The following is a 26651-nucleotide window of genomic DNA, read 5'->3' as shown; positions in this document are numbered from 1 at the left end:
TACTGCAACGACACTCCGTGACGTCGTGGGTGTCGGGTCGTTGATTGTTGCGTGGGGGATGAGATAACTGACGGTTGGTCAGATGCGTTTGACGACTTCGTGGCTAGGTTCGCGGGCCGGTTCGGCCGGGTGGAGCCACGGCGACGGATGGTGTCCTACCTGCGAGGACTGCTCAGTGAGACGGAGCGGAAGAACGGCTGGACCCTGGCGGAGGCCGCCGGGGACGACGGTCCTCAGGGCATGCAGCGGCTGTTGAACCACTATCTGTGGGACGCGGACGCCGTGCGTGATGACGTCCGCGACGCAGTGGTGGAGCACCTTGGCGACCCCGAGCGGGGAATCCTTATTCTCGATGAGACGGGATTCCTTAAAAAGGGTGTCCGGTCGGCGGGCGTGGCCCGGCAGTATTCAGGAACGGCCGGACGGATCGAGAATTCTCAGGTGGGCGTCTTCCTGGCGTATGGTTCAGGGAAAGGACGGGCGCTGATCGACCGCGAGTTATATCTCCCGAAGGAATGGACATCGAACCGTGAGCGCTGCCGGGCGGCCGGCATCGGTGATGATGTGGAGTTCACCACGAAACCCGACCTGGGCTTGCGCATGCTGAAGCGTGCCGTGGAGTCGGGCATCCCGTTCGGGTGGGTCACCGCCGACGAAGTCTATGGGCAGACAGGTCGGATTCGTATCTGGCTGGAAGAACATGGCATCCCTCATGTGCTTGCGGTCCCGAAATCGCAGATGGTCATGACTATGGAGTTTTTCGGCCAGGCACGCGCACACCAGCTGATCGGCGAGCTCCCCGACAATGCGTGGACACGCGTGAGCTGCGGCGACGGCGCTCACGGCCCACGCGAATACGACTGGGCCGCAGCAGCAATCCGGCCCTGGCGGCGCGAGGGATGGGATCACTGGCTGATGGCACGGCGCAGCCTCACCGACCCCACAGACATCGCCTACTACATCTGCTTCTGCCCGGCCGGAACTCCGCTGGAGAAACTCGTGCAGGTCGCGGGATCACGGTGGATGGTCGAGGAATGTTTCCAGACTTCGAAGAACGAAACTGGACTCGACCACTATCAGGTCCGCGGCTACACCGCATGGTACCGGCACATAACACTCTCCATGGCCGCCCTCGCCTTCCTCGCCATCCTGCGAGTTGAGGTCAACCGCATCTCCTCTCCTATCCGCCACGGCATCCAGCACGTAATCGCCTGGTCATTATGGCGAAGAACGAGCCAGGCCCGAGCTCGCATCAGCCACTTCAAACGCCGAGGACGTCACGGAGTGTCGTTGCAGTACTAAGCCAGGCGCGATCATGACATGGGGAGCGAACCCATGACCGCGCCCGCTGTCTGTCGCGGGCGGCCAGGGCTGTCGGCTGCCGGCAAGTACCCGCCGGCAGGGATTTCCGGGGGCGTGGACGGCGGCAGGGCGGCGTCCGTCCGGCGTACGGCCTCAGAAGTGGTCGACGTCGACGACGGCCTGGGCGAAGGCCGTGGGTGCCTCCTGCGGCAGGTTGTGGCCGATCCCGGCGAGTGTGCGGTGGCCGTACTTGCCGGTGAACCGGTCGCGGTAGGAGGCGCCGTCGCCAGGGGCGGTGAAGGGGTCGCGTTCCGGGTCGAGCGTGATCGTCGGCACCTCGATGACGGGGCGGGTGGCGAGTGCCTTCTCGTAGCGGTCGTAGCGGCGTTCGCCGTCCGCGAGGCCCAGTCGCCAGCGGTAGTTGTGGATCACGATGGCCGCGTAGTCGGGGTTCTCGAACGCGGCGGCCGTGCGCTCGAAGGTGGCGTCGTCGAAGTTCCAGGTCGGAGAGACGGTGCCCCAGACGAGCCGGCACAGGTCGTGCCGGTCGGTCTTGTCCTCCATGGCGAGGCGGCCGCGCTCGGTGGCGAAGTAGTACTGGTACCACCAGGTGTACTCGGCCTTGGGCGCCAGCGGCTTCTTCTGTGCCTCGACGTTGGTGATGAGGTATCCGCTGACGGACACCAGTCCCTTCACGCGCTCCGGCCAGAGGGCCGCGATGATGTCGGCGGTGCGCGAGCCCCAGTCGAAGCCGGCCAGCAGGGCCTTGTCGATCTTGAGGGCGTCCATCAGGGCGATGATGTCCAGGGCGACAGCCGACTGCTGTGCGTTGCGGACCGTCCGCGAGGACAGGAACGTCGTCGAGCCGTGGCCACGGAGGAACGGGACGATGACGCGGTAGCCCTGGGCAGCGAGGAGCGGAGCGACGTCGACGTAGCTGTGGATGTCGTAGGGCCAGCCGTGCAGACAGATGACCACGGGTCCGTGCCTGGGACCGTCCTCGGCGTAACCGACGTCCAGCACACCGGCCCTGACCTGCTTCAGCCGGGCGAATGAGGTGTGCGCACCCGGGGGCACGGTGGGCACCGTCGGCGCCGGCGATCCGCCCTCGGTGTGATGGCCTGGTGCGGCGTTCGCATCGGGCTGGAATCCGGCCAGCGAGACCGCGGTCGCGCCCGTGCCGATACCGATGGCCTTGTTGAAGGTACGTCTGTTGATCATGGAAATGCCTCCGCCATACGAATGTAGAGCCAATGCGCCGGTTTGTCGGCACGACGAGCAGGCCCCGCCGGGTGCACCGCGTTGCGGGCGGTCCTGACTGTTTCACGACAAGCATCACCGGTCAAGCTGGTGACGGATGGCCTGTCGCATGGCGCGGGACACCACCTGGAGGGCAACCTGGACACCGAGGTCCTGAAGGACGGGCCCTGCGGCATTCCCACCACGACGCTCGGTGGCGGTTCACCTCCTCCCGCCGGGGCACCGGGCCACCACGACCTCACGGGTGCATGCCGGCGTTGCCGCGCGGGGTCGCGTACGTCACCCGTCAAGCGAGTGATGACCGTGTGCCGTGCCGGGAGGACGTGCCCACGAGCCCACCCCCGGTGACATCGCGCCACGCCAAGCCGGGAGGCACATGGCAGAAGACGTGAACGTCGACGAGGCTCGCCGCATCGGTCCGCACCGGTGGCCCGACCGGCGTCAGGGCCACACCGCACCTACGCACCTACGCACCGAGCGTCCCGTGTATGGCGCGGACCTGGCGAACGTCCGGTAGACCAGGCTGGAACCCCCGCGTGTGTCGACTCGGCAGCAATCAGTGGCGGGCATACGGGTGGTGGACCCGCGCGAGGGTGCGCGGTGGCGGGATGTGCCGGGGCGTTATGGGCCGTGGGACCGGGTCTACGACCTGTGTGCGCCGTGCGGCGCTTCGTTGTATCCCCGACTCACTCGGGAGGAACTTGGAGGAATGTTTCTGGGTCGCCTGACTTACCTGGAGGCGAAAGCCGAAGGGGACAATAGCATGTCAGGAAAGCGGTGGCCGTCTGGAGGTATCCAGGGCGGAGCTCCGCAAGACCCGCTCGATATGGCCAAGGCTGGATTGCTTGAAGCCCAATCTCCAGCGGCAAAAATAGAAACTCACCGGAACGATACCTGAAACCGGTGCCCTTTCCTTGCCGGGCTCTGAAGAACGGGTTCGGACGGCAACCTCCAAGGAGAGGGGCGTCGCCCAGTGAGGGCGGTCAAGGAGATGAGTGGGCGGCCTACGTCGTGCTCGATACGTACAGCGAAGACGTACCACGGGATCGCCTACGGGGCGCGAGCCCTACGGCGACGGAGTGCCCATAGTAGTCGCCGGAGTTACGGCCGGCCGTGAAGTCCGGGAAAGCCGGAATGAGGGCGAAGGGGCACAGGTGAACTCGACGTCCAGTAAGGGGAGGTATGCGCAATGCAGAGCGCCGAAACGGTGCTGGACGTCATCCGGGAACGCGGCAGGAGAAGCCTGCCGTTGGAAAGGATCTACCGGCAACTGTTCAACCCGCAGCTCTTTCTGATGGCCTACGGGCGGATCTACCGGAATTCCGGTGCGATGACGCCTGGGGTCACCGGGGAGACCGTGGACGGCATGTCACGGGTGAAGATTGACACGATCATCGGCAGATGTGCGGATCAACGAGCCGGATTGAGGTCCATCACATCCGGAAACTCGCCGATCTCAAGCAACAGGGCCGAGCCGAGCGCCCCGCGTGGGTGAAGTTGATGGCAATGAGACGACGCAAGACCCTGGTCGTCTGTCGGCCTTGCCACGAGGACATCCACGCGGGACGAGTGACCTCATCCACCCGGAAAAGATCACTGGAGAGCGGTGTGCTGGGAAACTAGCCCGCACCGTTCGGGAAGGGGCCGTCGGAAAAGGACCCGGGCCACGGGCACCTCGTCGGCGGCCTACTTCACTCAGGCGTCGGCGCGGCAGGGCGAAACCACGGCCGGGATTCTCACTGCCCCGCGGTTCGAGCCGGTCCGGGTGCCCCGGATCGGTATCAAGGCCACCATTGCGGGTCCGCAACCGGCAAAAGCGCGGTTCGCTCGGTGGCAGGCCGCAGAAGTTCGGCAGGAACGACCACAAGCAGCGGAGTGCTGTCGAGTGCGGCGGCAACCGCCTCAAGCGCCACCGAGCTGTCGCCACCCGGTACGACAAACGCCGTCCGTTACGAAGCGTCCGTGCTGGTCGCGGCGGTCAACGAATGGCTCTGAACGACACGTGAGAGCGGTGAGTGAGAGCTCAGGCGACAGGCACTGGGCCCTCCGCGGACGCGGAGCGCTTGCCGAGATTGCGCCAGGCGATGGCGCCCAAGATCGGGAACAGGACCATCGCGATCAGCCAGCCCGCCTTGGGCAACATGCGAATGCGCGTAGCAGGCGTCCTGACGCAGTCGACCAGGGCATAGACGTACAACACCGCGACTAGGACGTATATCGCGTAGACCAGCGCTGTCGTCATTGGGTCACCTCGTGTGCTAGGGGCGCCTGCCCGCTTGTGTGTGGCGCACGGCCTGCCCCACGTGTCCACTCATACTAACGGGCGTCACACAGCGAGCTAGCAGGCCTCTTATACCCCCTCGGAATACCCACTCACACGTTGTTTCCGCACACCCGCCATGGCCGGGGCACCGCCGTCGACGAAGGCCGCTCGAAGCCGGAAGCTGGGCGGGCTCGGCGCAGAACAGAGAGCGCCGAAGAGGACGGACCGCCGGGTGCGGTCCGGCAGGGGTGATCAGGCGGCGAAGCCGATGTTGGTGACGTACTCGTACTGGCCCCATTCAGAGCCCAGGTCCACCGTCGCGTCGTTGATCCAGGCGTCGTCCAGGGCGTCACTGTCGTCGTTGGCCCAGGCCTCGACAATCCGGTCCCAGCGGCGCACGTTGAGGGTGCGGAACGAGACGACGCGCTGATGCGGGCGGGTGACCTGAGACTGGTTGAGCGGGTGGAACTCCACGCGGGTGCCGCGGCCTTCGCGGTTGAGGCGGGCGGTCAGATAGCGGGCCACGTTGTGGCGGCGGACCGTTCGGTAGGCGGTCTCGATGGCTTGGAGGTTCCGCCTGGACGGACTGCGTCTGCCGTCCAGCCACGCCTTGAGCGTGCGGTCTGTGACCGTGAGCCCGGCTTCGCGGGCCGCCTGGCGAGCGCGGTCACTGCGGGTCAGATAGTGCAGCCGGGCAAGGAGACCACGGCTCTGGGTGATCGGAGTGGCGACGAAGCCGGCGAGGGCGTCGAGCTGGCGGGCAACGGCCTCGAATCCCCTGACGCCGCGGGCTCCGAACTTGCCGAAGTCGATGTTCCTCTCCGGCATGCTCCACTCCTCGCTGCGCGGCCGGGTGACGGGTGTTCATGAGCGTACAGGGGTTCACAGGCCGTCGTCCGCAGGACCGGTGCCCACGGTGTACACGTCCTTGACCTTCACTTCGGCGACGCCTCGACCCTCGGGGAACACCGCGCGCCAGTCGCCGGTGACGTGCAGTTCGTCGGTGCCCATGGCGCGTACCACCATGAGTCCCTCGTCGTAGGCGCGGTGGGCCTTCCACCACAGGTTCGCGAAGGCCTGGGAGCGGATCAGGTGCATCCAGTCGGTGCGGTACAGCTCCCGGTTGTAGTTGGACTCCCCCAGCGTGGAGACGAACTTCGAGTACATGGCCTTGACGTATTCGAGGGTCACCTCGTCGTCCTCGGTGATCGCCCGGTCCCGGGCGTCCTTCAGGACGACGCGGAACTTCTCCAGGAGGCCCTCCGTCGCGCCCGACGTCCATGACTCGTGGATCTGCGGCGGGTCGCACAGCCCGTACTTGGCGGAGGACACGCGCAACAGCAGACGCAGGGTGGGTTCGGTGACCCACAGCGGGCCTGGCTCGTCGCGGCTGCCGATCGGGTTGGGCAGGTAGTCGTCGTGGTCCCAGTCGGGCGGAGTGATGAGGTGGACGCCGGAGCGGCGGCGGTCGTGCTGGTCGCCGGTGGAGTGTTCCAGCTGGCCGAGCGGGAGGTGGGTCTTGAGGGCACTGAGGTAGGCGCCGTTGACGTCGAGTGCGGTGATCTCGTGCTCGCCGGGCGGGAGTTCGGGCCTGGTCCACTTGGGGCGGGCTTCCCAGATCTGGTCGGCGCCGCGGGAGGACTGTTTGCGCAGGACGTCGGGGAGCCAGGGGTGCGCGACCACCTCGTATCGGCCGCCCTTGCGGCTGTGGTCCAGGAGTGCCATCGCGTCCGGGATCGCCTTCTTCACCAGTGTGTTGGTCGCCGCCTCCAGGTCTCCGGAATGCTCGGCGAGGGCGGCCGCGACGGCGGAGCCGATCAGGTCCGGGGTATCGGCGGTCTTCAGGCGGCGGCCGGCGGGTACGACCTTGACGCCGCGCTGCGCGGGCCGGTGCGTGTCCGCGGGGGCTGTCCACCGGGGCTCCGCCGGGGTCGCGGGTTTCTCCGCCGGGGTGGGTTCGCCGAGCGGGGCGGGGGTGCCGCATTCGGCGGGGTCCAGGTGTTGGGGGAAGCCCTCAACCTGGTGGCGGGCGGGCTGCCCGCACAGTACGCAGGGCCGGGGTGTGGTGAGCACGTCGACGGCGTCGGCTTCGGCGTCGCTCCCTGTCGCCGCCAGGGTCACGTCGTCGGGCTCGTCGGGCTCGTCGGGCTCGTCGGCTGGGGCGTCCTCGGCCGCCGGAGCCGCCAGCTTGGTCCGTGCTCCTTCGAGGAAGTAGGCGTACTTCTCGCGGGTCGCGCCGCTCGGGTCGCGTCCCGCCTCCCAGCCCGCGACCGTGGACGAGCTGACGCCCAGGGCCTGCGCGAGCTGGGCGCGGGAGAGGTTCAGTTCCTCGCGCAGGTGCCGTCGTTCCTCGGCGGGCGGCAGCGGGACCTCCTTCTTCGCCCCGGCGAGCAGCGCGTCGATCGCTCCGAAGTCCGTCATCGCCCCGCCCCGTCGGCAGCGGCGGACCGGAGGACGCCGTTCCCGGTGCCGGACTGGCGGCCGGGCGTGCGGCGGCGTGCGGCGGGCAGTGCCTCGGCGGCCCGGGTGGGTCCCGCGAGGAGGTCGAGTGGGTCGATGCCGTAGTGCGCGGCGACCGCTTCGCAGTCGCTCAGGCTCCAGGCGGCGGTGCCGGACTGGCGTCGGCTGACCTGGGCCTGGGTCACGCCGAGGACGTCGGCGAGCTTGGTCTGCGATTCGCCGGTGGCGTGCAGCAGCGCCGCCACCGCCGATCTGACCCGCTCATCGAGGTTCATGCTCACGACGGCGACCCTATCGCGTGACGCTCATCTTCCATACGGATACCGCATCGCGCCGGCGCGGGCGGAGTCCGCGAAGGGCAAGACCGCAGGGGCGTGACCCCCTGCGGGACATGGCATCGGGTTTCTCTCCGGCGTGACGTCGATCACAGCGACAGGTTTGTCGGCCCCTGCGTGTAAGAAACGAGCCGCCACACGCATTGCTCGGTGAGAGAGCCGAGTTGAAAGGAGGGCGCGTGACACCTGCTGAGCGCTTTCGAGGTGTCTACGAGGAGTGCTACCCACGCGTCCTTGCCTACGCCACGAGCCTGGTCGGACGAGAGGTGGGAGAGGACATCACCAGCGAGACGTTCACCGTCGCCTGGCGGCGGATGCGCGACGTTCCCCACCCGGCACTGCCCTGGCTTCTCGGAGTGGCCCGCAACCTGGTGCGCGAACTGCGCCGCCGGGACGCGCTCCAGTACCTCCTCGCCGCCGAGGAAGCACAGCGCATCGGCAGCGGCGCCGAGAACCACGTCGGTGATGTCGCGGCAGTGGTCACCGACCGGCACATCGCGCTGCAGGCCCTCGCGAGCCTGCCGGAGACCGACCGGGAACTGCTGACGCTGATCGCCTGGCACGGCCTGAACGCCAAGGCGGCCGCCCGGGTTCTGGACTGCACCACCGCGACGCTGACGGTCCGGCTGTACCGGGCCCGCCGCCGTCTGGAGAAGGCCCTGGAGACCGCACAGGCGTCAGAGGCGGCGTCGGCGGCTTCCCCGGAGACCGCATCATTTCCCACCCACCACCAAGGAGCCCCTGCGTGAAGAAGACGAACAAGCGGTCCGAGCGGCCCGACGTCATGAAGGTGCTCGCGGACGCACGGCCGGACGCACTGGATCCGTCCCTGCTGGTGGACCCGGCACGGCGGCAGCAGGACTTCGCGCGCATCGTCACCGAGCCGGCAGACGGCCGCGCGGCGTGCCTCGTCGCACCGCGCCGCAGAAGCGGTTTCCGCCCTCTGGGGGCGGTGGCCCTCGTGGCCGTCGCGGCGTCCGTGGTGGCGGCCGTGGGCACGATCGGTCGGCAGGGACCGGCCGATCGGCCGACCGCGCAGCCGCAGTCCTCCGTCCCGGCGCAGAAGCCCGGCTCCGGGGCGGACATCCGTGTCGACGGCCACATCGAACTGCTCAGTGCGGCCAGGAACGCGGAGTCCTCGCCCGCCAAGGGAACGTACTGGCAGACCACCACGCAGTCGCAGCACGTGGATGCCGCCGAAGCCAACGGGCAGCTCATCGCCGTGAGCAACACGGGGACCGACAACTGGTCGGTGGGAGTGCGGCCCGGAACGAAGAGCCTGATGGTCTCCGGAGAGAATTCCGCGACCGAGCCCAGGACGGCGACGGACAAGGAACGCTGGAAGGCCGCGGGCTCGCCCCACACGGTCGTGGCCGAGATCAAGAACGGGTCCGGGAACGCCAAGATCGCCTACACCATCGGAGCCGGGCGACCGATGGTCATGCAGACGAGCGTCGACGACAAGATCTACGCCGTCGGCCCGAACAACGTCTCCTACAAGGACCTGCGCGCGCTGCCCTCCACCAGCGACGGACTGCGCCGCTACCTGGAGGCGCTGTACGCACAGGACAACAACGCCGACAGCGGTACGTCGGGCCGCAGTGAATGGATGCTGCGCCAGGCAGGCAACCTCATCACGATGCCCGTGAAGCCCGGCGTCCGGGCGGCGGCGTACCGCGTGATGGCCGATCTGCCCGGCGTCCGGGTGGTCGGGCACGTCACCGACCCGCTGGGCCGCGAGGGTGTCGGAGTCGAGTTCCCCACGGCCTACCCGACGCCGCTGGGCACCACGCGGGAGCGACTGGTCGTCGACCCGTCCACCGGCGCCATGCTCAGCGACCAGACCCTGCTGGTCGAGCCCTCGACCAGGGCCAGGACCGCGGGTCTCAAGGCGGGCACGACGGTCGACTACGCGGCGACCACCCGGATGGGCTGGGGCGAGCAGCAGATCACCGTGCCGAAGAACGCCCGCAGCTGAGCCCACTGCTGATCCGGAGCCGAGCCGACCTGCCGGGCAAGGAGCACGGCGGCAGGTCGGTCTCTCCCCCCGCCACCTCACACATGCCTCGGCGATCCGCCGCTGATGCCACACGGCAGATCTCCGGGAGACAGCCATGCCCCGGGCGGTTCCCCCCGGGTGATCTCGGCACTCCCCCCGCGTCCCGGCGAACCCTGCCGGGGTCCGTCCGGTTGCCCCGCCGCGGAACCTCCTCCGCAGCCCGGGCCGGCCCCAAGTTCTCCCGTCCTCTTGAGAAAGCCTGCTCCCATGCGCCTCCACAGGGCCACCCTCTCGGCGACCGCGGCGATCATCGTCTCCGCACTAGGCGTCGCCGCCTATCACTACATCCCCGAGGACACCCCCACCCCGGTCTCCGGCAAGGCCTCGGTCGTCCAGGAAGCCGCCCGGGCCGCCACCGCACAGCCGGTGCCCACCCCTGCCACACCACGGGCGACGGTTCAGTCGCGGCCGGAGTTCCCCGCCCAACTGCCGGGGCTCGGTCCCAGGACGTCGGCGCACGTCCCGGACGACACCCGGCAGGTCCTCCTGGTCACGGGAGCCGGGAAGAACTCCGCGTCCTCGAAGGCCGTGCTCTGGCAGCGTGTCGACGGCGGCTGGCGCCCCGGGATGGTGTGGGCCGCTCACAACGGCTACAAGGGCTGGACCGACGAGCACTACGCGGGCGACCTGCACAGCCCCATAGGGGTGTTCGGTCTCACCGACGCGGGCGGCCGCCTGGGCGACCCCGGCGGCAAGCTGCCCTACCACCAGTCCGGTGCCTTCTCCGTCAGCGGCAGCGGCTTCGAGGGCGAACCACTCAGCGGCGCGTTCGACTACGTCATCGCCATCAACTACAACCGGCAGCCCGGTACGTCACCGATGGACGGCACCCACCCGATGGGCGCGAACCGCGGCGGGGGCATATGGATCCACGTCGACCACGGCGGCCCCACGCACGCCTGCGTCAGCCTCTCCAGGACACATATGAAGCAGTTGCTGCGCGCGCTCGATCCCGCCGACCACCCCGTCGTCGTCATGGGCGACGCGGCCTCTCTCGCCCGATGACAGTCCCCCGGTCCCCAGGAGCAAGCGTGCCCTCCCTTTCCCGCCTCACCGTGATCGCCCTCGCCGCAGTCGGAGCGTCGGTCCTCAGCGCCTGCGCGGGCCCGCACTCCCGTACCGCGTCCTCCGCGCGAGAGACAGCGCCGTCCAGGACATCGTCGTCCGAGCAGCAGGCCGAGACCGCCTTCCGGCTCACCACGGGCGCTGCCGACGGCGAGCGCCACGCGTCCGTCGGCGGCGCGGGCGATGTCGAGGTCTCCGGCGGGAAGATCTCGTCGGTCGCCCTCACCACCACGGAAGGGCAAGCCGTACGAGGGACCGTGGCAGCCGATCACCGTCACTGGTCCCCGGATGCCGGTCTGGCCTACGGCACCTCGTACCGTCTGGTCGTCCGCGCCTCGGACGAAGCGGGCCGGGCCCGGACACGGCGCCTGTCCTTCACCACGCTCGCGAAGGACGAGCGCCTGATCGGTATGTTCACGCCCGAGGACGGGTCGACCGTCGGAGTCGGCATGCCCGTGTCGGTGACCTTCAACAAACCGGTCGACGACAAGAAGGCCGTCGAACGCGGCATACGTGTCACCGACGACAGCGGTCAGCAGGTCGTGGGCCACTGGTTCGGCGACCAGCGCCTGGACCTGCGTCCGCAGACGTACTGGAAGGCGCACACGCGGGTCACCCTGAGCCTGCGTCTGAACGGCGTGAAGGGCGGCGCGGACGCGTACGGCACCCAGGACAAGACGGTCCGCTTCACCATCGGCCGCCGGCAGGTCTCCACCGTCGACGCCGCCGCGCACACCATGCGCGTCGTCCGTGACGGCCGGACGGTCCGCACGGTCCCGATCACCTCCGGTGCGCCGGGCCGCACCACGTACAACGGGCAGATGGTGATCTCCGAGAAGCTCATCTCCACGCGGATGGACGGTGCCACGGTGGGATACAAGGGGGAATACGACATACCCGACGTGCCGCACGCGATGCGCCTGTCCACCTCCGGCACCTTCATCCACGGCAACTACTGGGCGCCGGACTCCGTCTTCGGGCACTCCAACGTGAGTCACGGCTGTGTCGGCCTGGACGACGTCCGCGGCGGCGGCGACCCGGGCCAGGACGCGGCCTGGTTCTACGACAGCTCCCTCATCGGCGACGTGGTCGTCGTCGAGCACTCCCACGACCACACGATCGCCCCCGACAACGGCCTCAACGGCTGGAACATGACCTGGCAGCAGTGGCAGTCCGGGTCGGCTCTCGGGTAGACGCCGACGAGCGCCGGGCCGAGGTCAAACCGACTGTGCGCGCACGCACTTCGGCCACTGCCCACGGCCCTCGTCAGCGGCCTGCTCAAGAGCCCTTTCGTACGGTATCGGGAATTCCACCTCAACGTGATCTGAGGCACTTTCACGAGATTTCGTGATCCGGAACCAGGAGGAGTCTCGTCGTCCTAACAGGAGGGCCCGAGTCGGCCTCGTACCAATGCCGTTGAGCAGTGCGCACGGTGATCGCCCCTGTCGTGACGGCTCACGCCGGGAAAGTCGGCACCCAACGCCGCCAGGCCGGAACCCTCGCCGCTCACGGCACCGCGACTGACGCACGGGCCACTTGGATGACGCACCCGTTGAGGAGAAACCGATGCACAGGAAATTCGCGATGGCCGCCGTGTCAGGCGCGGCCGCGCTGTCGGCGTTCGTTCTGCCCACCGCCGCTCAGGCGGCCACGGCTGTCGGCTCCGTACCGAACACGCCTCGGATCGAGGACGTCGTCGTCAACGAAGGCAAGAATGTCGTCCTCGGGGATCCCACACAGCCGCACCAGATCCCCGTCACGGTGACCGCACAGGCCAGGGCCGGCATCGAAACCGTCGATGTCGCACTCTGGCACGGCAAGAGCTTCGACGCCGCCGACGCGTATCTGCTTCCGTCGGACAGTGACTGCGTCAAGGTGAACGCCACCACGACCACGTGCACCGAAGTTCTGGAAGTCTCCTACCACGACTGGGCCAACTCCTACGCGGGCACGTGGCATGTGGACGTCCACGCGATGAGCGCGTCCACGTCCCACGAGGTCACCGACGCCGACCGCTATGCGAACGTCAAGATCCGGAGGGAGTCCTCCCTGTCGCTACGGACGTCGAAGGAGCAGGTCAAGGACGGCGGCGGCGTCCTGGTGACGGGGACACTCGATCGCGCGGACTGGGAGACCGGACAGAGCGCCGGATACGCGGGCGTCACCGCGCGGCTGCAGTTCCGAGGAGAGGGCAGCAGGCACTTCACCACGGTGCGGACGGTGAGGTCCGCGTCCACGGGTTCCCTCCAGGCGTCCGTGAAGCCGGAGGAGGACGGTTACTGGCGCTGGTCCTACTCGGGTGACAGGACGACCGCCGCGGCCACCTCCGCGCCGCAGTTCGTCGCCGCCGGCTGACCTCCGCGGCCGAACAAGCCGGTTCCCCGGGTGACAGCGGCGCGGGAGCGGCACCTGGGCCATGCGTCCTGCCGATACCGATGCGGCATCGGCAGGACGCCACCACGATCGTCCGGGTGGTCCGGAGCCGCCGTCGGGCTGCCCCGTCCGCCCCGACTTGCCGTCGCCCTGACGGCCATGGGTTTCCCCGCACAGTGCCGGACACCTCTCTGCCCACCGAGCGGCGAAACCCGTTGCGGACGGGCGTATGCGCGCGGGAAGCGAAGTGTGCGCGTGGCCACGAGGGAAACGTGACCGCTGCGGCGCAGATCACCCTATTTCTTTCGCTATGGGTTCATTGCCTCGTGGCACCCTTGGACGACTCGAGGAGCGCGGCGGGTCGGGACCGACACCGTGGTCCTCGCCCTGCCGCTCGGCCGCCCCCAGATGTGACATGGCTCACGGGAACTTGGGCGCCTTTTCCGAACAGGTCATTGCGTGAACGTATCTCTACGATCCCGGCTCCGGGCAGGCGACCCGGAGGCGTTCCGGGAACTGTTCCAGGAACTCGCCCAAGCGGTGCACCGTCATGCCATGCGCGCCACCGGTGACTGGTCGACCGCCGAGGAAATCGTGTCACTGACGTTCCTCGAGGTGTGGCGGCTGCGGGAGAAGCTGGACCCCAATGACGACAGCGTGCGCCCATGGGTGTACGGCATCGCGACGAACCTGCTGCGCAACCGTGGCCGTGCCGCGCGCCGCCACAAGGACGCCATGGAACGCATGCCCGCACTCGACACCGTCCCCGACTTCTCCGACGAGGTCGCCGAGCGCCTGGACGCCGACCACAGACTCACCGCCGTCAAGGCCGCCGTCACCCGGCTGCGCAAGAACGAGCGGGACGTCTTCCTGCTCTGTGTGTGGTCCGACCTCAGCTACGCCGAGGCGGCCGACGCGCTCGGCGTCGCCGTCGGCACGGTCCGCTCCAGGCTGGCCCGCGCCCGCAAGCGGCTGCACCAGCTCACCGAGGAGGAACTGAAAAAGCAGAGAAAAGCCGGCGAACCACCCGCCGTTCGCGAACAGATACGAGGTGACCGCGCTACCGCGGTCCGGTCGAAACAGGAGACAGTCCGATGAACGCCTTCCCGCAGCGAGGTGAAGAAACCGAACGCCAGGCCATGGCGGATCAGTTTCCTTCCACCGCGACGCACGGCCTCTCCTCCGCCCGAACGGCACTTCTCGAGGAACACCTGATGCGTGAGATCACTCGTACCGAAGCGGCTCCCGTGGCCGTTGCCCCCCGCCGCCCGCGCTGGCGCCTGGTGGCCATACCGGTGGCCGTCGCCGCCGTGGCGACCGCCGTGGTACTGAACGTCACCGGCTCCACCACCCCTGCCGCGCCGTCCGTCGCCCTCTCTCCCGTGGTGAAGGTGCTGCCCGCGTCGGCCCAGGGGACCGCCGAGCTGATGCAGCAGGTCGCCGTCGCCACCGGCGAGAGCAAGCCGCTGACGATCCGGGCCGACCAGTACGTCTACGTCAAGAGCGAGGTCGGCTTCAGCCGGCAGATCCATGAGCGCACCATGGACGGCCCGATCAAGCTGGACGCCGTGCACGAGCGCCAGGTCTGGCTGCCGGAGAACCCCACCCGCCCCGGGCTGATCCGCGAGGGCGGCGAGGACGAGAACCTCGGCGGTGGCAGCGCACAGGTCAGCATCGACGGTGGCGCGCCGACGACCCCGGGTGCCGGCAACACGACGTACGCGCAGGTGGCCGCGCTGCCCACCGACCCCGACGCCCTGCTGAAGAAGATCTACACCATCACCAAGGGTCGCGCTCCCGGCCGTGACGCCGCGGCCTTCGACTGGGTCGGCGAGACGATCGGCGAGACGATCGTCCCACCGAAGGTGGAGGCGGCCATCTGGCTGGCCGCCGGGAAGATCCCCGGCGTGGAGGTGGTGCACAACGCCGTCGACGCCGCGGGCCGCCACGGCGACGCCCTGGCCTTCGAGTCCCTGAACGAACGCACCGAATACATCTTCGACAAGACCACGCACACCTACCTCGGTGAGCGCAGCTACCTGGTCAAGGACAGCAAGGCGGGCAAGGCGGGCCAGCTCACCGGTATCTCCGCGGTGCTCGACCGGGGTGTGGCCGACAAGATCGGCCAGCTGCCCTCCGGCGGCAAGGTGTGACACGTAGAACTCAGGGACCGGAGTGAAGCTCTGCTTCGGAGAAGTGAAGCTCTGCTTCGGAGAGTTGTCGCGCGCCCGCGGCCCGGACGGCAGATGCCGTCCGGGCCGCGGGCGCTACGCGCTGCTCGGGCCGCGGCGAGTCGGAAACCGGGAACATCGGGCGGCTGTTGCCGCTGCTGCCGCATTCGAGATGGGCGCGGGCATGCTCCACCGCTGGTCCGGTAGCCGGTGCGGTGTCACTTGAGGTCGTTGCGCAGGACATGGGCCGACCATGTGAGCACTGTGATCGCCGTCACGGGAACCCGGCCTCCGTCGCGACCAGGTCATGACGAAGACCACCGCGCGAATCGCTACCGGCAGACCAAGGATTCCGAGCGGTGACGGACGACTACGCGAAGAGGAACACTGTGCGCACCCACCCCCTCATCATGGCCATCACCGAGCAGCGCATTCCCCCGGTGGCGGTGTACGCCGTCACCGCATTCGTCGCGGCCATCGTGATCGGCGGCATCGTCCTGGTGGGACGACGCCGGCGATAGGCGATCGGCGCACAGCCGGTTCCGGTCCCGTCTCGGGTCCGGAACCGGCGATGCCCGTATGTCAGCCGCCCCGGCACTGCCCCCGTGGTGCCTCAAGGGCGATTGCACCCTTTTGCAGCGCTTTCATAAACCTACATAGCTATTGTCAGTTTATGTCTTATGCACGGACGGCCCCCTCGGCCGGGTCGGCACCGGACCGGAGCCTGCCGGGTACGCGGTGACCGACCGTGTGCCCGGTGTCCAGGAAGGTCGGTGACGGTCGTAGTGTCTGCCGCGTCGGGCTCCGCACGGGACTGGGAGGAGCTGGCCGCTCTCTTCCGCCGTCTGGTGACGGACGCCGGCGCCTCGAGCGCGATGCTGTTCCTTCTGTCGCCCGAGGAGCCGGTGCTGCAGTTGTCGATGCTGTACGGCACGTCCTGGACCGTTCTCTCCCCCTGGGCACGGATCCATGTGGAAGAGGCGATCCCGGCCGCCGAGGCGACGCGCGAGCGGCGCATGGTCTGGGTCGGCGACTCCGAGGGGCTGGCACTGCACTATCCCCGGCTCGCCCTCATGGTTCCCGAGCACGCCGTGGCGGCCGCCCCGGTCTTCGCCGGTGAGGCCGTGCGGGGTACGGTCTGCCTGTTGTGGCCGCCCTCGCATCCCGGACACCTGAGCACGGAGGAAACGGCGGCGATCGAGGCGTTCTGCCACCGAGCGGGCATGTTGCTGGAGCGCTCGACGCGACGCGGACATCCCCTGTTGCCCGGGAAACGTCCCATGACCCTGGCGGCGGAACAGTCCCACACCCCCGATCAGGCCGAAGCACTGGCGGCTCATGACTACGCCGTGCGCCTGCCGGGGGCGATGTCCCTGGATCTGGAAGGCCGGACCACCTTTGTCAGCGATGCGGCGAGCGACCTGCTCGGAGTGGGCGCCGCCGACCTGCTGGGGGTACGACCGTGGGACCGTCTGCGGTGGCTCGGTGGTCCCGACTTCGAGGACCGGTTCCGTGCCGCGGTCATCGGCCACCGGCCCGTTCACTTCACCGTCACACGCGCACCCGACGTGTGCCTGTCCTTCGAGCTCTACCCGGACGCCTCCGGTGTCAGCATCCATATGGCGTCCCTCGCCCAGGAGTCGCCGGCCGGTCAGCGCCGACACGTCCTGCCTCTCGTGGAACCGAGCGAGATCAAGCCGTTCCACCAGTTGATGCACCTGGCGGCAGGTCTCACGGAGACGGTGCGGGTGAGCGACGTGGCCGAGACCCTCGCCAACCAGCTCCTGCCCGCCTTCGGCGCCGCGGGCCTGATCCTGATGACCGCGTCCGAAGGACGGCTGCGGATCGTCGGTCACCGCGGCTACAGCACAGCCTTCCTGTCCCTCTTCGACGGCCAGTCCCTGGCCTCCGACAATCCGCCCGCAAACGCCCTGACCGGCCACAGCCCCTTGTTCTTCGGCAGTTTCGCCGAGTTCCAGCAGACGTACCCGGACGCCGTCCAGTACGGGACCAGAAACGCATGGGCGTTTCTGCCGCTGGTGATCCGCGGCCGGCCGGTGGGAATCCTCGTACTGTCCTTCGATCGGACCCGGCGGTTCCCGCCGACGGAACGCAATCTCCTGATCTCAGTGGCCGGACTGGTCGCCCAGGCCCTGGACAGGGCCTGTCTGCACGAGGCCAGCGACGATCTCGCCCGCACCCTGCAGACCGGTCTGCTGCCGCAACGGCTACCTGACGTTCCCGGCCTGCGGGCCGCCGCCCGCTACCTGCCCGCGGCTCACGGTATGGATGTCGGCGGCGATTTCTACGACCTCATCCGTTGCGGCGCCACAACCGCCACAGCGGTCATCGGCGACGTCCAGGGCCACAACGTCCGGGCCGCGGCCCTGATGGGCCAGCTGCGCACCGCCGTTCACACCCACGCCGTCGTCGGCATGCGGCCGGACGATCTCCTGACCCGTACCAACCAGGTGATGTGCGACTTGAATCCCGGCCTCTTCGCCAGCTGCCTCTGTATCCAGCTCGATCTGGCCCGGCACCGCGCCCTCGTGGCCACGGCCGGACACCTTCCGCCCCTGCTACGCCATCCGGACGGCCGTACGGAAGCTCTCGCCCTCCCCCCGGGACCGCTGCTCGGTATCGTCGCGGACGCCGACTACCCGGCCGTGGGCATTCCGTTGTCCTCCGGCCTCACGCTGGCGCTCTACACCGACGGGCTCGTCGAAGCACCGGGCATCGACATCGACGATGCCGTCGCCGCCCTCGCCGACCGGCTGGCCCAGGCCCCGGACGACGACCTCGAAGACCTCACCGAAACCCTCCTCGGCGATGCATCGCACCACCCGTGCATCGACGACATCGCCATGCTGCTGGTCCGCATCACGGGCTCATCCACGACTGCGGACTAGCCCGTCCGCCGTGGCACCCGCCGAAAACCGCAGCGCGGCGAACGTGCAGAACGCGTTCCGACACAGAACAGCCACCGGGGTGCGGGCGCCCCCTGACACCGCGGCGGCCACCCGGCCTCGGCCGCCTCGCTGCCGGCGGTCAAGTCCCTGACGGTCCCGTGGTTCCCGTGAACCCTCATGGGGCAGCGTTTCGTGATCATTCCGTGGAGGCGTGCCTGGCAGTCGCTCCAGTACGCGGCACGGCGGCTCCCCTCCCACTGCCGCACCCGAGTCCACCGCTGGACCATCGGCGTCCGCCGGCCCACACCGCCCAGTGCCCGGGCAGGCTCGAAGACGCCGGCGCACTCCGGCCTCGTGCACCGGCCGGTCCCCAGCGCCAGCTCGAAGCCTCCGGGCTCTTCACGGTGACGCTCAAAGGCCGTCCCTGGACGACGTTCGTGGACGGCTATGAGAAGGGCGAGTATCCGGTGTTCGGGCGTGGCTGGTATCCCGACTTCCCCGACGCCGACAACTACATCAGTCCCTTCGTGAGCGCCCAGAACGCCCTGGGGACCCCGTACGAGTCGCCGCAGATCACCGACAAGCCGCTGCCGGAGTCGCGGCGGGAGATCGATCGCACCTATGCGGTTCCGCAGTTCCGGGAGGTCCAGCAGATCCTCGCGGGTGACGCCCGGCTGATACCGCTGTGGCAGGGAAAGCAGTACCTCGCGGCCCACAAGGACATATCGGCACGCGACGGGCGCTGGACCCGTCGTCGATCATGATGATGTGGGAGCTTGCCCACGACGACTGAGCCGTTGCCATGTGTTCGACGACCGGAGCCAGATACGTATATGCCCCCCGCTGCCGAGTGAGCCCGAAACGCCCACTATGCTGCACCGTGCAAGTATCTGCGCAACGCTGATGCCGACCGGCTAACTGTGTCCCGCCGTGACTAGTCGGCGTCCGCGAGGCGTCACCTGCCGGGGCAGAACTCGTCTGCTCTGCCGGTCCCGCCCCTGTGATCCAGGGGCGGGACCTTCGACATTTCCGAGCAAGATCAGCGCGGTTCCGCGCGTTCCCAGGTCAGGACGCCCGTACGGGGTTTGCCCTGGACGCTCAGGGGCACGGGCGGCGCCAGTTGCAGCGTCCTTCCGTCCAGGCGTGCCACCCTGGTCTGGCCGTCGCCCATCCAGTTCGGGTACAGGCAGAGGGCGACCTCGTGCACGACGGTCTCTCCGTCCGGCACCCGGTAGGAGCCGGTGTAGGCCAGGTAGTGACGGGCGGCCTCGGCCAGCTCCTCGGGGCTGCCGTACTCCTGCCGCTGCTCCGCGAACAGCGGCCGGTCCGGGGTGGTGATCTGGGCGGACATGTATCCGTCAGTGGTGTACATGATCAGGCCGAGCGGGTGTTCACCGTAGGGTCGCACCACTTCTCCGTCCTCGACGCCGGTGGCCTCGTAGGAGACCAGGCGCCAGGTTCCGATGAGTGCGGCACGCAGTTCGTCGGGGGTCATGGATTCGCCGCATCCTTCCACCGCTTCACAGCAGTTGGTCCATGGTGATGGGCAGGGACCGGATACGACGTCCGGTCGCGTGGAAGATGCCGTTGGCGATGGCGGGTGCCAGGCCGACCAGGCCGATCTCTCCGATGCCCTTGGTGCCGATGGGGTTGGCGCGGTCCCACGAGCCGACGAATTCGACCTGCATGTCGGGGATGTCGGCATTGACCGGCACGATGTAGTCGCCGAGGGTGGCGTTGGCGATGCGTCCGCTCGGGGCGTCACTCACGGTCTCCTCGAAGAGGGCCATGCCGATGCCGCCGACGGTCCCTCCGATGATCTGGCTGCGCGCGGTCTTCTCGTTGAGGATGCGTCCGCCGTCGATGACGGAGACGGCCCGGGCGACCCGGATGCGGCCCAGGTCCGGGTCCACCCGCACCTCGACGTACTTCGCGCCGAACGCGCCGGCCAGTGCCATGCCCAGGTCCTGCGGCGTACCGGGGACGCTCTCGCCCTCGGCCGTGAGGTCGGGCCGGTGGAGCCGGGCCAGGATGTCGCGGTACGACGCGAACCGGGACGGGTCGTCGCGCCGCCGGACGCCTCCGTCGGCTGCCTCGACGTCGTCGACCGTGCAGCCGTGCAGCGGGGAGCCGGTGTCGTCGGCCACCAGGTCCAGAACGGCGCCGATGACGTTCCGGCAGGCTTCGTGGATCGCGCTGCCGATGGCGCTCGTGAGTCCGGATCCGCCCGTCTGGGGAGCGAGCGGCATGGTGGAGTCGCCGAGCCCGACGGTGACCTGTGCGGGATCCAGGCCCAGCAGTTCCGCCGACAGCTGGACGAAGACGGTGTACGCGCCGTTGCCGATCTCCGTCCCGGCGCTGCACACGTACGCGGTGCCGTCGCGGCGGATCGTGACCCGTGCCAGACAGCGGGCGCGGAACCACGGGTAGCCGACGGCCGCCAGCCCGTACCCGACCAGCATCCCGTCCTCGCGCATCGAGCGCGGCTCGTGCGTGCGCCGGGACCAGCCGAAGAGTTCGGCGCCGCGTTCGAGGCATTCCCGGTGCGCGCGGCTGGACCAGGGCAGGCCCGTCGGGGGATGCGGGTCGGCGTCGTTGCGCAGGCGCAGCTCGAGCGGGTCCATGCCGAGCTTGTACGCGAGCTCGTCCATCGCGCATTCCAGTGCGTAGTTGCCCGTCGACGCGCCCGGGCCGCGCATGGAGTTCGGGACGGGGATGTTGAGGCGGGCCTGTGTGTCGTGGGTGGCGACGTTCGGGCAGGCGTAGGACGTGGCGGACACGGTCGCGGTGGGTTCGAAGTTGTCGTCGTCCATGGCGGCGGCGGTCAGTGCCTCGTGGTCGACGGCGACGAGACGGCCGTCGCGCGTCGCGCCGAGCCGTATCCGCTGCCGGCCCTTCGGGCGGTGGCCGCAGGCGGTGAACATCTGCGGCCGGGTCAGGGCGAGTTTCACGGGGCGCCCGGTCACCCGGGCGGCCAGCGCCGTCAGGATCACATGGGACCAGACCCGCAGTCCGGCTCCGAATCCTCCGCCGACGTAGGGCGCCGTGACGTGGACGTTCTCCTCGGGGATGCCGAAGGTCACCGCCAGAGAAGTGCTCTCCAGGGACGCCCACTGGGTCGAGTTGTTGATCAGGAGGGTGTCGCCCTCCCAGCGGGCGACGGTGGTGAGAGGGCCCATCGGGTTGTTGGTGTTGTCCGCCGTGAAGTAGGTCTCGTCCACCCGTACCTCGGCGGTGGCCAGCGCCCCTGCCGCGTCTCCCCAGGCGGCGTCCCGCTTCCAGGGGTTCGTGCGCAGTTCGGCACCGGGGTCGTCCAGTTCGAGCAGGGCCGGTCGCACGGCGTAGTGCACGCGGACGAGGCCGGCCGCCTCGGTGGCCTCCTCGAAGCTGTCCGCGACCACCACGGCGACCTGCTGGCCGTAGTGCAGGATCAGGTCGTCCTGGAGGGGGGCGGGCGGGGAGACACCCAGGGGCGTCATCGGTCCGCGGTCGAGGTGTCCGGCGTTGAGGTGGGTGAGCACGCTCACGACTCCGGGAGCACGTTCGGCCTCTGCCGTGTCGATCTCGGTGATCCGTCCGGAGCCCACCGTGCTGCGTACGAGGGCCGCGTGGGCCATGCCTGGGTAGGCGAAGTCGCTGGGGTACGGGGCCGAGCCGGTCACCTTGAGCGGACCGTCGACCCGGTTCATGCCGGGCCCCAGCAGCCGGGGACGTGAGATCGTCGTCATGAGGTGACTCCCGTGACGGTACGCAGTGTGCGTACGAGCGTGCGCTGGGCCAGTTCCACCTTGAAGGCGTTCTGCGGCAGGGGCACGGCCCCGGCCAGGGCCGCTCTGGCGGCGCCGGCGAACACCTCGCCGCTCGCACGGCTGCCGGTGAGCACCGCCTCCGCCTCCAGGGCGCGCCAGGGCACCGTCGCCACACCGCCCAGACCCACCCGGGCCCAGCGGATGACGTCGCCGTCGCCGAGTACCACGGCCACCGCGGCGGAGGCCAGCGCGAACTCGTAGCTCGTCCGGTCGCGCACCTTCAGATAGTCCGACCGGGCGCCCTCCGGCAACAGCGGTATCTCCACGGCGGTGACGAGCTCTCCGTGGCGCAGGTCGTTCTCCACGTCCGGGGTGTCGCCCGGGGTCCGGTAGAAGTCGCCCAGCGGGATCTCGCGGTGGCCGTGTGCGCCGGTGACGTGCACGATCGCGTCCATGGCGATCAGCGCGACCGCGACGTCGGAGGCGTGCGTGGCGATGCAGTGCGTGCTGGTGCCCAGCACCGCGTGAGTGCGGTGTGCGCCGGTGAGGGCGGCGCACCCGGTGCCGCGCTCGCGCTTGTTGCAGGCCGCCACCGTCGGATCGCGGAAGTACCGGCAGCGAGTGCGCTGCAGCAGGTTGCCGCCGATCGTGGCCATGTTGCGCAGCTGGACGGAGGCGCTGCGCAGCAGGGCCTCCCGGACGAACGGCAGGCGACGTACGACAGTGGGTTCGGCCGCCAGCTCCTCCATCGTGACCAGCGCTCCGACGACCAGTGCGCCCTGGCGCTCCGCCACGCCGCGCAGCGGCAGCCGGGTGATGTCGATGAGGTGGCTGGGCCGCAGCACGCCGTCCTTCATCAGGTCCAGCTCGGTGGTGCCACCGGCGAGGAAGTCGGCTTCGACGTGCGCCTCCGCCTCGGCCAGGGCCGCGGACACCTCACGGGCCTGTACGTACTCAAAGGGTCTCATCGTGATCACCGGCCGCTTCCCGGATCGCGGCCACGATGTTCTCGTAGGCGCCGCAGCGACATATGTTCCCGCTCATGTACTCCCGGATGTCCTCGGGCGTCCCCGCTCTGTCCTCGGACAGCAGCCCGAGAGCGGACATGATCTGTCCCGGCGTGCAGTAACCGCACTGGAAGCCGTCGTGCCGCAGAAACGCCTCCTGCACCGGATGCAGTTGCTCGGCGGTGCCGACGCCTTCGATGGTCGTCACGTCCCGGCCGTCGCACTGTGCGGCGAGCGTCAGACACGACAGCACGCGTTTGCCGTCGACGTGGACCGTACAGGCACCGCAGGTGCCCTGGTCACAGCCCTTCTTCGTACCGGTCAGACCCAGCCGGTCGCGCAGCGCGTCGAGCAGGGTGACACGTGTGTCCACGCACAGCGGGTACTCGGTGTTGTTGACCCGCAGGGTGAACTCCGCCTGGGGAACGGCCCGTGTCGCGCCGGGCTTCGCCCGCATAGTCATGGCACCTCGGTCTCCGGCGCCCCGCCGCCTGTTTCACAGGTCACGGCAACGACACGGAGCGCGCTCCCCCGGTACCTCTGCGCGCTTACCACGGCATGCGGTGACCAGCCAGTGTGAGACCACCGTATGAGTCCCGAGGGCGCACCGCATCCGCACGACCGCCGTCCGGCACCGCGGCGGACCCGGACGAAGCCCGTTCCGTGCGGTGACGGCAGCCGCACCCGGATGCCGTGGACGGAACCGTCCGTCCCGTGTCAGTCGTCGCTCAGCAGCCGGCGGACGACGTACCCGGCCGAGTCCACACCGGAGCTGCCGCCCTCCACCAGGGCCGCGACCGAGATGTGCGAGTTGTAGGCGGTGAGCCAACCGTTGGTGTGCTCCCCCTCCTCGGCCGTTCCCGTCTTCGCGCCGACGTCCGCCAGATCATGCAGGCGCGGAGCCGCCGTGCCGCCGGTCGCCACGCCACGCATCATCGACTGCAGATAGCCCGCGGTGCGGGTGGAGATGGGCTGGTGTGCCTTGTTCTGGTGCTGCTCCGGCAGGATGATCGGCTGCTCGAAGGCGGCGTTGCGTACGGTCGCCGCCACCGACGCCATGAACAGGGGTGTGGCCGTCACCTTGCCCTGGCCGATGAACTGGGCGGCCTGGTCACCGCCGGCCACGTCCGGCGGGACGCTCGGATCGCTGGTGGCCACCCCGCCGCCGATCGACCAGCTGCCCATGCCGAAGACGTTCACGGCCTCGTCGTGCAGGGCGGAGGCGTCTCCCCTGTGCACGAGGTATTGGAAGCCGTCCTTGATGAAGGAGGTGTTGCAGGACACCGTGAAGCCCTGGGCGAGCGTGGAGCCGGGGGCGGGTCGCACGCCGGGGTCGTTGTGGAAGATCTGGCCGTTGGCGGCCAATTCGTCCGTGCAGGGTGCGGCGCTGTCCGGCGTGAGACCGGCCTGGTCCATCAGAGCCGCCGAGGTGATGATCTTCATGGTGGATCCGGGCGACTTGATGCCGTTGATGGCGATGTCGCCGTCGTTGCCGGAGTGGGCCACGGCCAGGATGTGGCCGTTCTTCCAGTCGAGTGCCACGGTTCCCGCGGGCTTGGCCTGGAGGTGTGAGTCCAGCACTGCGCTCTCGGCGGCGGCCTGGAGCGAAGCGTCGATGGTGGTCCTCACCAGCTGGGTCTTCCCCTTGGTGAAGATCTTGAGCGCTTTGACTCCTTTGCCCGTGGCGTCGGTTATCGTCACTCCCGTGCCGGTGCTGATCCCGTTCGGCTTGGCGTTCTTGCTGATCGTCGCGGAGATGTCCCGCAGTGAAGGGAACGTGGACAGGTCCGTGTGTCCGTCGGAGGCCACCGCCCTGGCCGGGACCGCGCCCGGCGGCAGTTCACCGGCGGTCAGCGACTGCCGGTCCCCCAGGCCCGGGTAGAGCACCGAATTGTTCCAGTGGACGGCCAGCACTCCGTCGGTGCTCTGCTGCACGGCGACCGCGCTCGGATAGCTCCAGGTGCCGCCCGCGACCTGTGCGGTGACATCGAAGGTCACCTTTGTGGCGCCCTTCGTCACCGACGAGGGACCGGCGGAGAGTACGTGGTCGAACGACACCTTCTTCAGGTGCAGGCCTTCGGCGTAGCCTCGCAGCGACACAGATGCGGTCGCGGGGGTGTCGGTGCTCTGTGCCGCTTCCTCGGTGTGGTCCTGTGACCAGGTCCGCAGGAACGAGCGAACGAACTCCGCCGCTTTGTCGTTCGCTGGCGGTGTGCTGGACACCGCCGTCGGGTCGAAACCTCGCGCGGTCTTGAAGCGGTCGCCGGACCAGAAGTCGTGGGTCATCCTGCTCACGACTTCGTAGACGCCCGCTCCGCCCAGGAAGAGCAGGGCGATACCCGAGCCGGCGACGCCGACCTTCACAGCTCTCTTCATACCTGGGATCCTATGCATGCCTCCTGCAAGCAACGTTTCTGGGTGTTTCCAACCGTCGTGGGTGTGAGTGCCGCGGCCGGGAGCGGTTCATATGTATGACCACCGAATGTGAATACCCTGCCGTCCGGGTTGCCGGCCCGAGTGAGCTGAGTGATCCTGAAGCCCGGCTGCGGGTACGACCGCTTTCGCCGACGGTCCGGCCCGTAGCGACATGCGCGGGAGCGCGGGAGGTCGCCATGTGCTTCGTCCACTCCGGCTTCGTACAGGGCGCAAGCCTCCTTCAGCAGGCTTCCGCCGGATCCGGCGCGCCCGCTCTGTCCGGGCTTGCCGCTGGCGAGGGAGGGCTCGGCGGTCTGGACGTGGCCGGGTCCGGTACCCCGGATGTGACCGTGGGACCGCATGGGGACCTCGTCGTCGACGGCTACGGCCGGGTGCTGCACAACCGCTGGAACGGGGACCTGCCCCCGGTGACGAGCGTACGGCCCGGTGAGGTCGTCCAGTTGCTGTGCCGGGACGCCCTGGACATCGGCGAGGCGGCCCGGACGATGACGGCGGAGGGAACGCTCACCATCGACCTGGGCCTGGTCCATCCGCTGACCGGTCCGCTGGAGATCGTGGGGGCCGAGCCGGGAGACATCCTGGAGGTCGAGATCCTCGATGTGAGCCCGCTGGTGGACTTCGGTTACGTCGCCATCAGCCCGGCTCTCGGCCTGTTCGGGTCGCTGCGTCCGGAGCTTCTGGCGCCGCTCGCGGCCTGGAGCGAGGCTTCCCAGCTGAGCGACCCCTCCCCCGGCCCGGCGGCCGGAGCGATACCCGGGGACCAGCCGCACAACAGTGGTGCGCCGTTTCTCCAGACCTTCACGTTCGAGAGGGGCCAGAACAGCGGTCTCGCCTCCTTCACCGGTGTCGACACCGGGCGGTCGGCCCGTGTTCCGATCGCGCCGTTCATGGGCATCATGGGCGTCGCTCCGCTGCACAGGGGGATGTACCGCACCTTCCCGCCCGACGTCAGCGGAGGCATGGGCGGCAACACCGACATCCGGCAGCTCGTCAAGGGAGCACGGGGACAGCTGCCCGTGTACGTGCCGGGAGCCATGTTCTCCGCCGGGGACGGGCACATGGCGCAGGGCGACGGCGAGGTGACCGGGACAGCCGTCGAAACGCTCATGTCCGTCACCCTGCAGTTCGCCCTGCACAAGCACACCGTGATCGCCTCCACCCGAGCCGTCGTACCCGCCGCGGACCCCACCCAACTGGCCATGCCCGCCCAGATGCTGGAGCAGGGCTACTACCAGACCACCGGCACCGGGCCCGATCTGATG

Annotated in this window: 22 protein-coding genes and 2 pseudogenes; 14 read left to right on the top strand and 10 right to left on the bottom strand. The window is 68.9% G+C overall.

What is annotated here, in order from left to right; genetic code table 11:
* Positions 1–51: 51 nt before the first annotated feature.
* Positions 52–1302, top strand: a complete 1251-nt coding sequence (locus JF597_RS44735) for an IS701 family transposase (RefSeq protein ID WP_294010401.1) — start codon at positions 52–54, stop codon at positions 1300–1302.
* A 153-nt stretch (positions 1303–1455) separates the two neighbouring features.
* On the opposite strand, the gene JF597_RS44730 is transcribed toward JF597_RS44735, so the two are convergent.
* Positions 1456–2523: an alpha/beta hydrolase gene (locus JF597_RS44730; protein ID WP_294010398.1), complete on the bottom strand. Its 1068-nt coding sequence runs from the start codon at positions 2521–2523 to the stop codon at positions 1456–1458.
* A gap of 1228 nt (positions 2524–3751) precedes the next feature.
* On the opposite strand from JF597_RS44730, the pseudogene JF597_RS44725 reads away from it, so the two are divergent.
* Positions 3752–3958 (top strand): annotated as a pseudogene (locus JF597_RS44725) (maturase); the annotation flags it as partial.
* Between the two features lie 5 nt (positions 3959–3963).
* Entirely contained in the window at positions 3964–4185 is a 222-nt protein-coding gene (locus JF597_RS55815; RefSeq protein ID WP_366916534.1) for a hypothetical protein, read from the top strand.
* Positions 4186–4585: 400 nt separating this feature from the next.
* Here the strand turns inward: JF597_RS55815 and JF597_RS44720 are convergent, their stop codons facing one another.
* The 4 genes from JF597_RS44720 to JF597_RS44705 form a co-directional block, all read right to left on the bottom strand.
* Positions 4586–4804, bottom strand: coding sequence for a PLD nuclease N-terminal domain-containing protein (locus JF597_RS44720; RefSeq protein WP_294010393.1), 219 nt, complete (start codon positions 4802–4804; stop codon positions 4586–4588).
* 273 nt (positions 4805–5077) lie between these two features.
* Positions 5078–5653, bottom strand: coding sequence for a transcriptional regulator (locus tag JF597_RS44715; RefSeq protein ID WP_294010390.1), 576 nt, complete (start codon positions 5651–5653; stop codon positions 5078–5080).
* A 54-nt stretch (positions 5654–5707) separates the two neighbouring features.
* On the bottom strand, positions 5708–7246 hold the full coding sequence (locus JF597_RS44710; RefSeq protein WP_294010387.1) for a helix-turn-helix transcriptional regulator: 1539 nt from the start codon (positions 7244–7246) through the stop codon (positions 5708–5710).
* On the bottom strand, positions 7243–7560 hold the full coding sequence (locus JF597_RS44705; protein WP_294010407.1) for a helix-turn-helix transcriptional regulator: 318 nt from the start codon (positions 7558–7560) through the stop codon (positions 7243–7245). The genes JF597_RS44710 and JF597_RS44705 overlap by 4 nt, the downstream gene beginning before the upstream one ends.
* A 239-nt stretch (positions 7561–7799) precedes the next feature.
* Here JF597_RS44705 and JF597_RS44700 point away from each other — a divergent pair, with 239 nt between their 5' ends.
* The 10 genes and pseudogenes from JF597_RS44700 to JF597_RS44655 all read left to right on the top strand — a co-directional run.
* Positions 7800–8369: a sigma-70 family RNA polymerase sigma factor gene (locus JF597_RS44700; RefSeq protein ID WP_294010385.1), complete on the top strand. Its 570-nt coding sequence runs from the start codon at positions 7800–7802 to the stop codon at positions 8367–8369.
* A complete protein-coding gene (locus JF597_RS44695) occupies positions 8366–9598 on the top strand; it encodes a CU044_5270 family protein (RefSeq protein WP_294010382.1) in 1233 nt (410 codons plus the stop codon). The genes JF597_RS44700 and JF597_RS44695 overlap by 4 nt, the downstream gene beginning before the upstream one ends.
* 288 nt (positions 9599–9886) lie before the next feature.
* Positions 9887–10684, top strand: coding sequence for a L,D-transpeptidase family protein (locus tag JF597_RS44690; protein WP_294010379.1), 798 nt, complete (start codon positions 9887–9889; stop codon positions 10682–10684).
* Positions 10685–10710: 26 nt separating this feature from the next.
* Positions 10711–11937 (top strand): Ig-like domain-containing protein, encoded by a 1227-nt coding sequence (locus JF597_RS44685; protein ID WP_294010377.1) that lies wholly within the window; start codon positions 10711–10713, stop codon positions 11935–11937.
* 373 nt (positions 11938–12310) lie between these two features.
* Positions 12311–13099 carry a DUF5707 domain-containing protein gene (locus tag JF597_RS44680; protein ID WP_294010374.1) on the top strand — a complete coding sequence of 263 codons (789 nt, stop codon included), beginning with the start codon at positions 12311–12313 and terminating at the stop codon, positions 13097–13099.
* Positions 13100–13576: 477 nt separating this feature from the next.
* Positions 13577–14215, top strand: coding sequence for an RNA polymerase sigma factor (locus tag JF597_RS44675; protein WP_294010372.1), 639 nt, complete (start codon positions 13577–13579; stop codon positions 14213–14215).
* A complete protein-coding gene (locus JF597_RS44670; protein ID WP_366916533.1) occupies positions 14212–15270 on the top strand; it encodes a CU044_5270 family protein in 1059 nt (352 codons plus the stop codon). The genes JF597_RS44675 and JF597_RS44670 overlap by 4 nt, the downstream gene beginning before the upstream one ends.
* A 377-nt stretch (positions 15271–15647) precedes the next feature.
* Positions 15648–15809 (top strand): hypothetical protein, encoded by a 162-nt coding sequence (locus JF597_RS44665; RefSeq protein WP_294010370.1) that lies wholly within the window; start codon positions 15648–15650, stop codon positions 15807–15809.
* Between the two features lie 252 nt (positions 15810–16061).
* On the top strand, positions 16062–18197 hold the full coding sequence (locus JF597_RS44660; protein WP_294010367.1) for a SpoIIE family protein phosphatase: 2136 nt from the start codon (positions 16062–16064) through the stop codon (positions 18195–18197).
* 371 nt (positions 18198–18568) lie between these two features.
* Positions 18569–18990: pseudogene (locus tag JF597_RS44655) on the top strand (peptide-binding protein); the annotation flags it as partial.
* Between the two features lie 246 nt (positions 18991–19236).
* Here JF597_RS44655 and JF597_RS44650 read toward each other — a convergent pair.
* From JF597_RS44650 to JF597_RS44630, 5 genes are all read right to left on the bottom strand, one after another.
* Positions 19237–19692: a lipocalin-like domain-containing protein gene (locus JF597_RS44650; protein ID WP_294010365.1), complete on the bottom strand. Its 456-nt coding sequence runs from the start codon at positions 19690–19692 to the stop codon at positions 19237–19239.
* Positions 19693–19717: 25 nt separating this feature from the next.
* Complete coding sequence (locus tag JF597_RS44645; RefSeq protein WP_294010363.1) at positions 19718–21925, bottom strand: xanthine dehydrogenase family protein molybdopterin-binding subunit; 2208 nt, start codon at positions 21923–21925, stop codon at positions 19718–19720.
* Positions 21922–22914: a xanthine dehydrogenase family protein subunit M gene (locus tag JF597_RS44640; protein ID WP_294010360.1), complete on the bottom strand. Its 993-nt coding sequence runs from the start codon at positions 22912–22914 to the stop codon at positions 21922–21924. Before JF597_RS44640 ends, JF597_RS44645 begins: the two co-directional genes overlap by 4 nt.
* Positions 22901–23416: a (2Fe-2S)-binding protein gene (locus JF597_RS44635; protein ID WP_294010357.1), complete on the bottom strand. Its 516-nt coding sequence runs from the start codon at positions 23414–23416 to the stop codon at positions 22901–22903. The genes JF597_RS44640 and JF597_RS44635 overlap by 14 nt, the downstream gene beginning before the upstream one ends.
* Positions 23417–23670: 254 nt before the next feature.
* Entirely contained in the window at positions 23671–25329 is a 1659-nt protein-coding gene (locus JF597_RS44630) for a penicillin-binding transpeptidase domain-containing protein (RefSeq protein WP_294010355.1), read from the bottom strand.
* A gap of 389 nt (positions 25330–25718) precedes the next feature.
* Here JF597_RS44630 and JF597_RS44625 point away from each other — a divergent pair.
* The coding region (locus JF597_RS44625) for an acetamidase/formamidase family protein (RefSeq protein ID WP_294010352.1) at positions 25719–26651 on the top strand (933 nt) is incomplete at its 3' end.

It is taken from the genome of Streptomyces sp. (assembly GCF_019510245.1).
Lineage (GTDB): Bacteria > Actinomycetota > Actinomycetes > Streptomycetales > Streptomycetaceae > Streptomyces.
The sequence above is the reverse complement of the archived record's forward strand: the minus strand, read 5'-3'. Positions and strand labels throughout refer to the sequence as shown.

Bases quoted from the DNA above. Each gene is read 5' to 3' on its own strand.
- JF597_RS44680 (WP_294010374.1), top strand. From the start codon at position 12,311: ATGCACAGGAAATTCGCGATGGCCGCCGTGTCAGGCGCGGCCGCGCTG.
- JF597_RS44645 (WP_294010363.1), bottom strand. From the start codon at position 21,925: ATGACGACGATCTCACGTCCCCGGCTGCTGGGGCCCGGCATGAACCGG.
- JF597_RS44705 (WP_294010407.1), bottom strand. From the start codon at position 7,560: ATGAACCTCGATGAGCGGGTCAGATCGGCGGTGGCGGCGCTGCTGCAC.
- JF597_RS44730 (WP_294010398.1), bottom strand. From the start codon at position 2,523: ATGATCAACAGACGTACCTTCAACAAGGCCATCGGTATCGGCACGGGC.
- JF597_RS44630 (WP_294010355.1), bottom strand. From the start codon at position 25,329: ATGAAGAGAGCTGTGAAGGTCGGCGTCGCCGGCTCGGGTATCGCCCTG.
- JF597_RS44710 (WP_294010387.1), bottom strand. From the start codon at position 7,246: ATGACGGACTTCGGAGCGATCGACGCGCTGCTCGCCGGGGCGAAGAAG.
- JF597_RS44650 (WP_294010365.1), bottom strand. From the start codon at position 19,692: ATGACCCCCGACGAACTGCGTGCCGCACTCATCGGAACCTGGCGCCTG.
- JF597_RS44640 (WP_294010360.1), bottom strand. From the start codon at position 22,914: ATGAGACCCTTTGAGTACGTACAGGCCCGTGAGGTGTCCGCGGCCCTG.
- JF597_RS44635 (WP_294010357.1), bottom strand. From the start codon at position 23,416: ATGACTATGCGGGCGAAGCCCGGCGCGACACGGGCCGTTCCCCAGGCG.
- JF597_RS55815 (WP_366916534.1), top strand. From the start codon at position 3,964: ATGTGCGGATCAACGAGCCGGATTGAGGTCCATCACATCCGGAAACTC.
- JF597_RS44690 (WP_294010379.1), top strand. From the start codon at position 9,887: ATGCGCCTCCACAGGGCCACCCTCTCGGCGACCGCGGCGATCATCGTC.
- JF597_RS44715 (WP_294010390.1), bottom strand. From the start codon at position 5,653: ATGCCGGAGAGGAACATCGACTTCGGCAAGTTCGGAGCCCGCGGCGTC.
- JF597_RS44670 (WP_366916533.1), top strand. From the start codon at position 14,212: ATGAACGCCTTCCCGCAGCGAGGTGAAGAAACCGAACGCCAGGCCATG.
- JF597_RS44720 (WP_294010393.1), bottom strand. From the start codon at position 4,804: ATGACGACAGCGCTGGTCTACGCGATATACGTCCTAGTCGCGGTGTTG.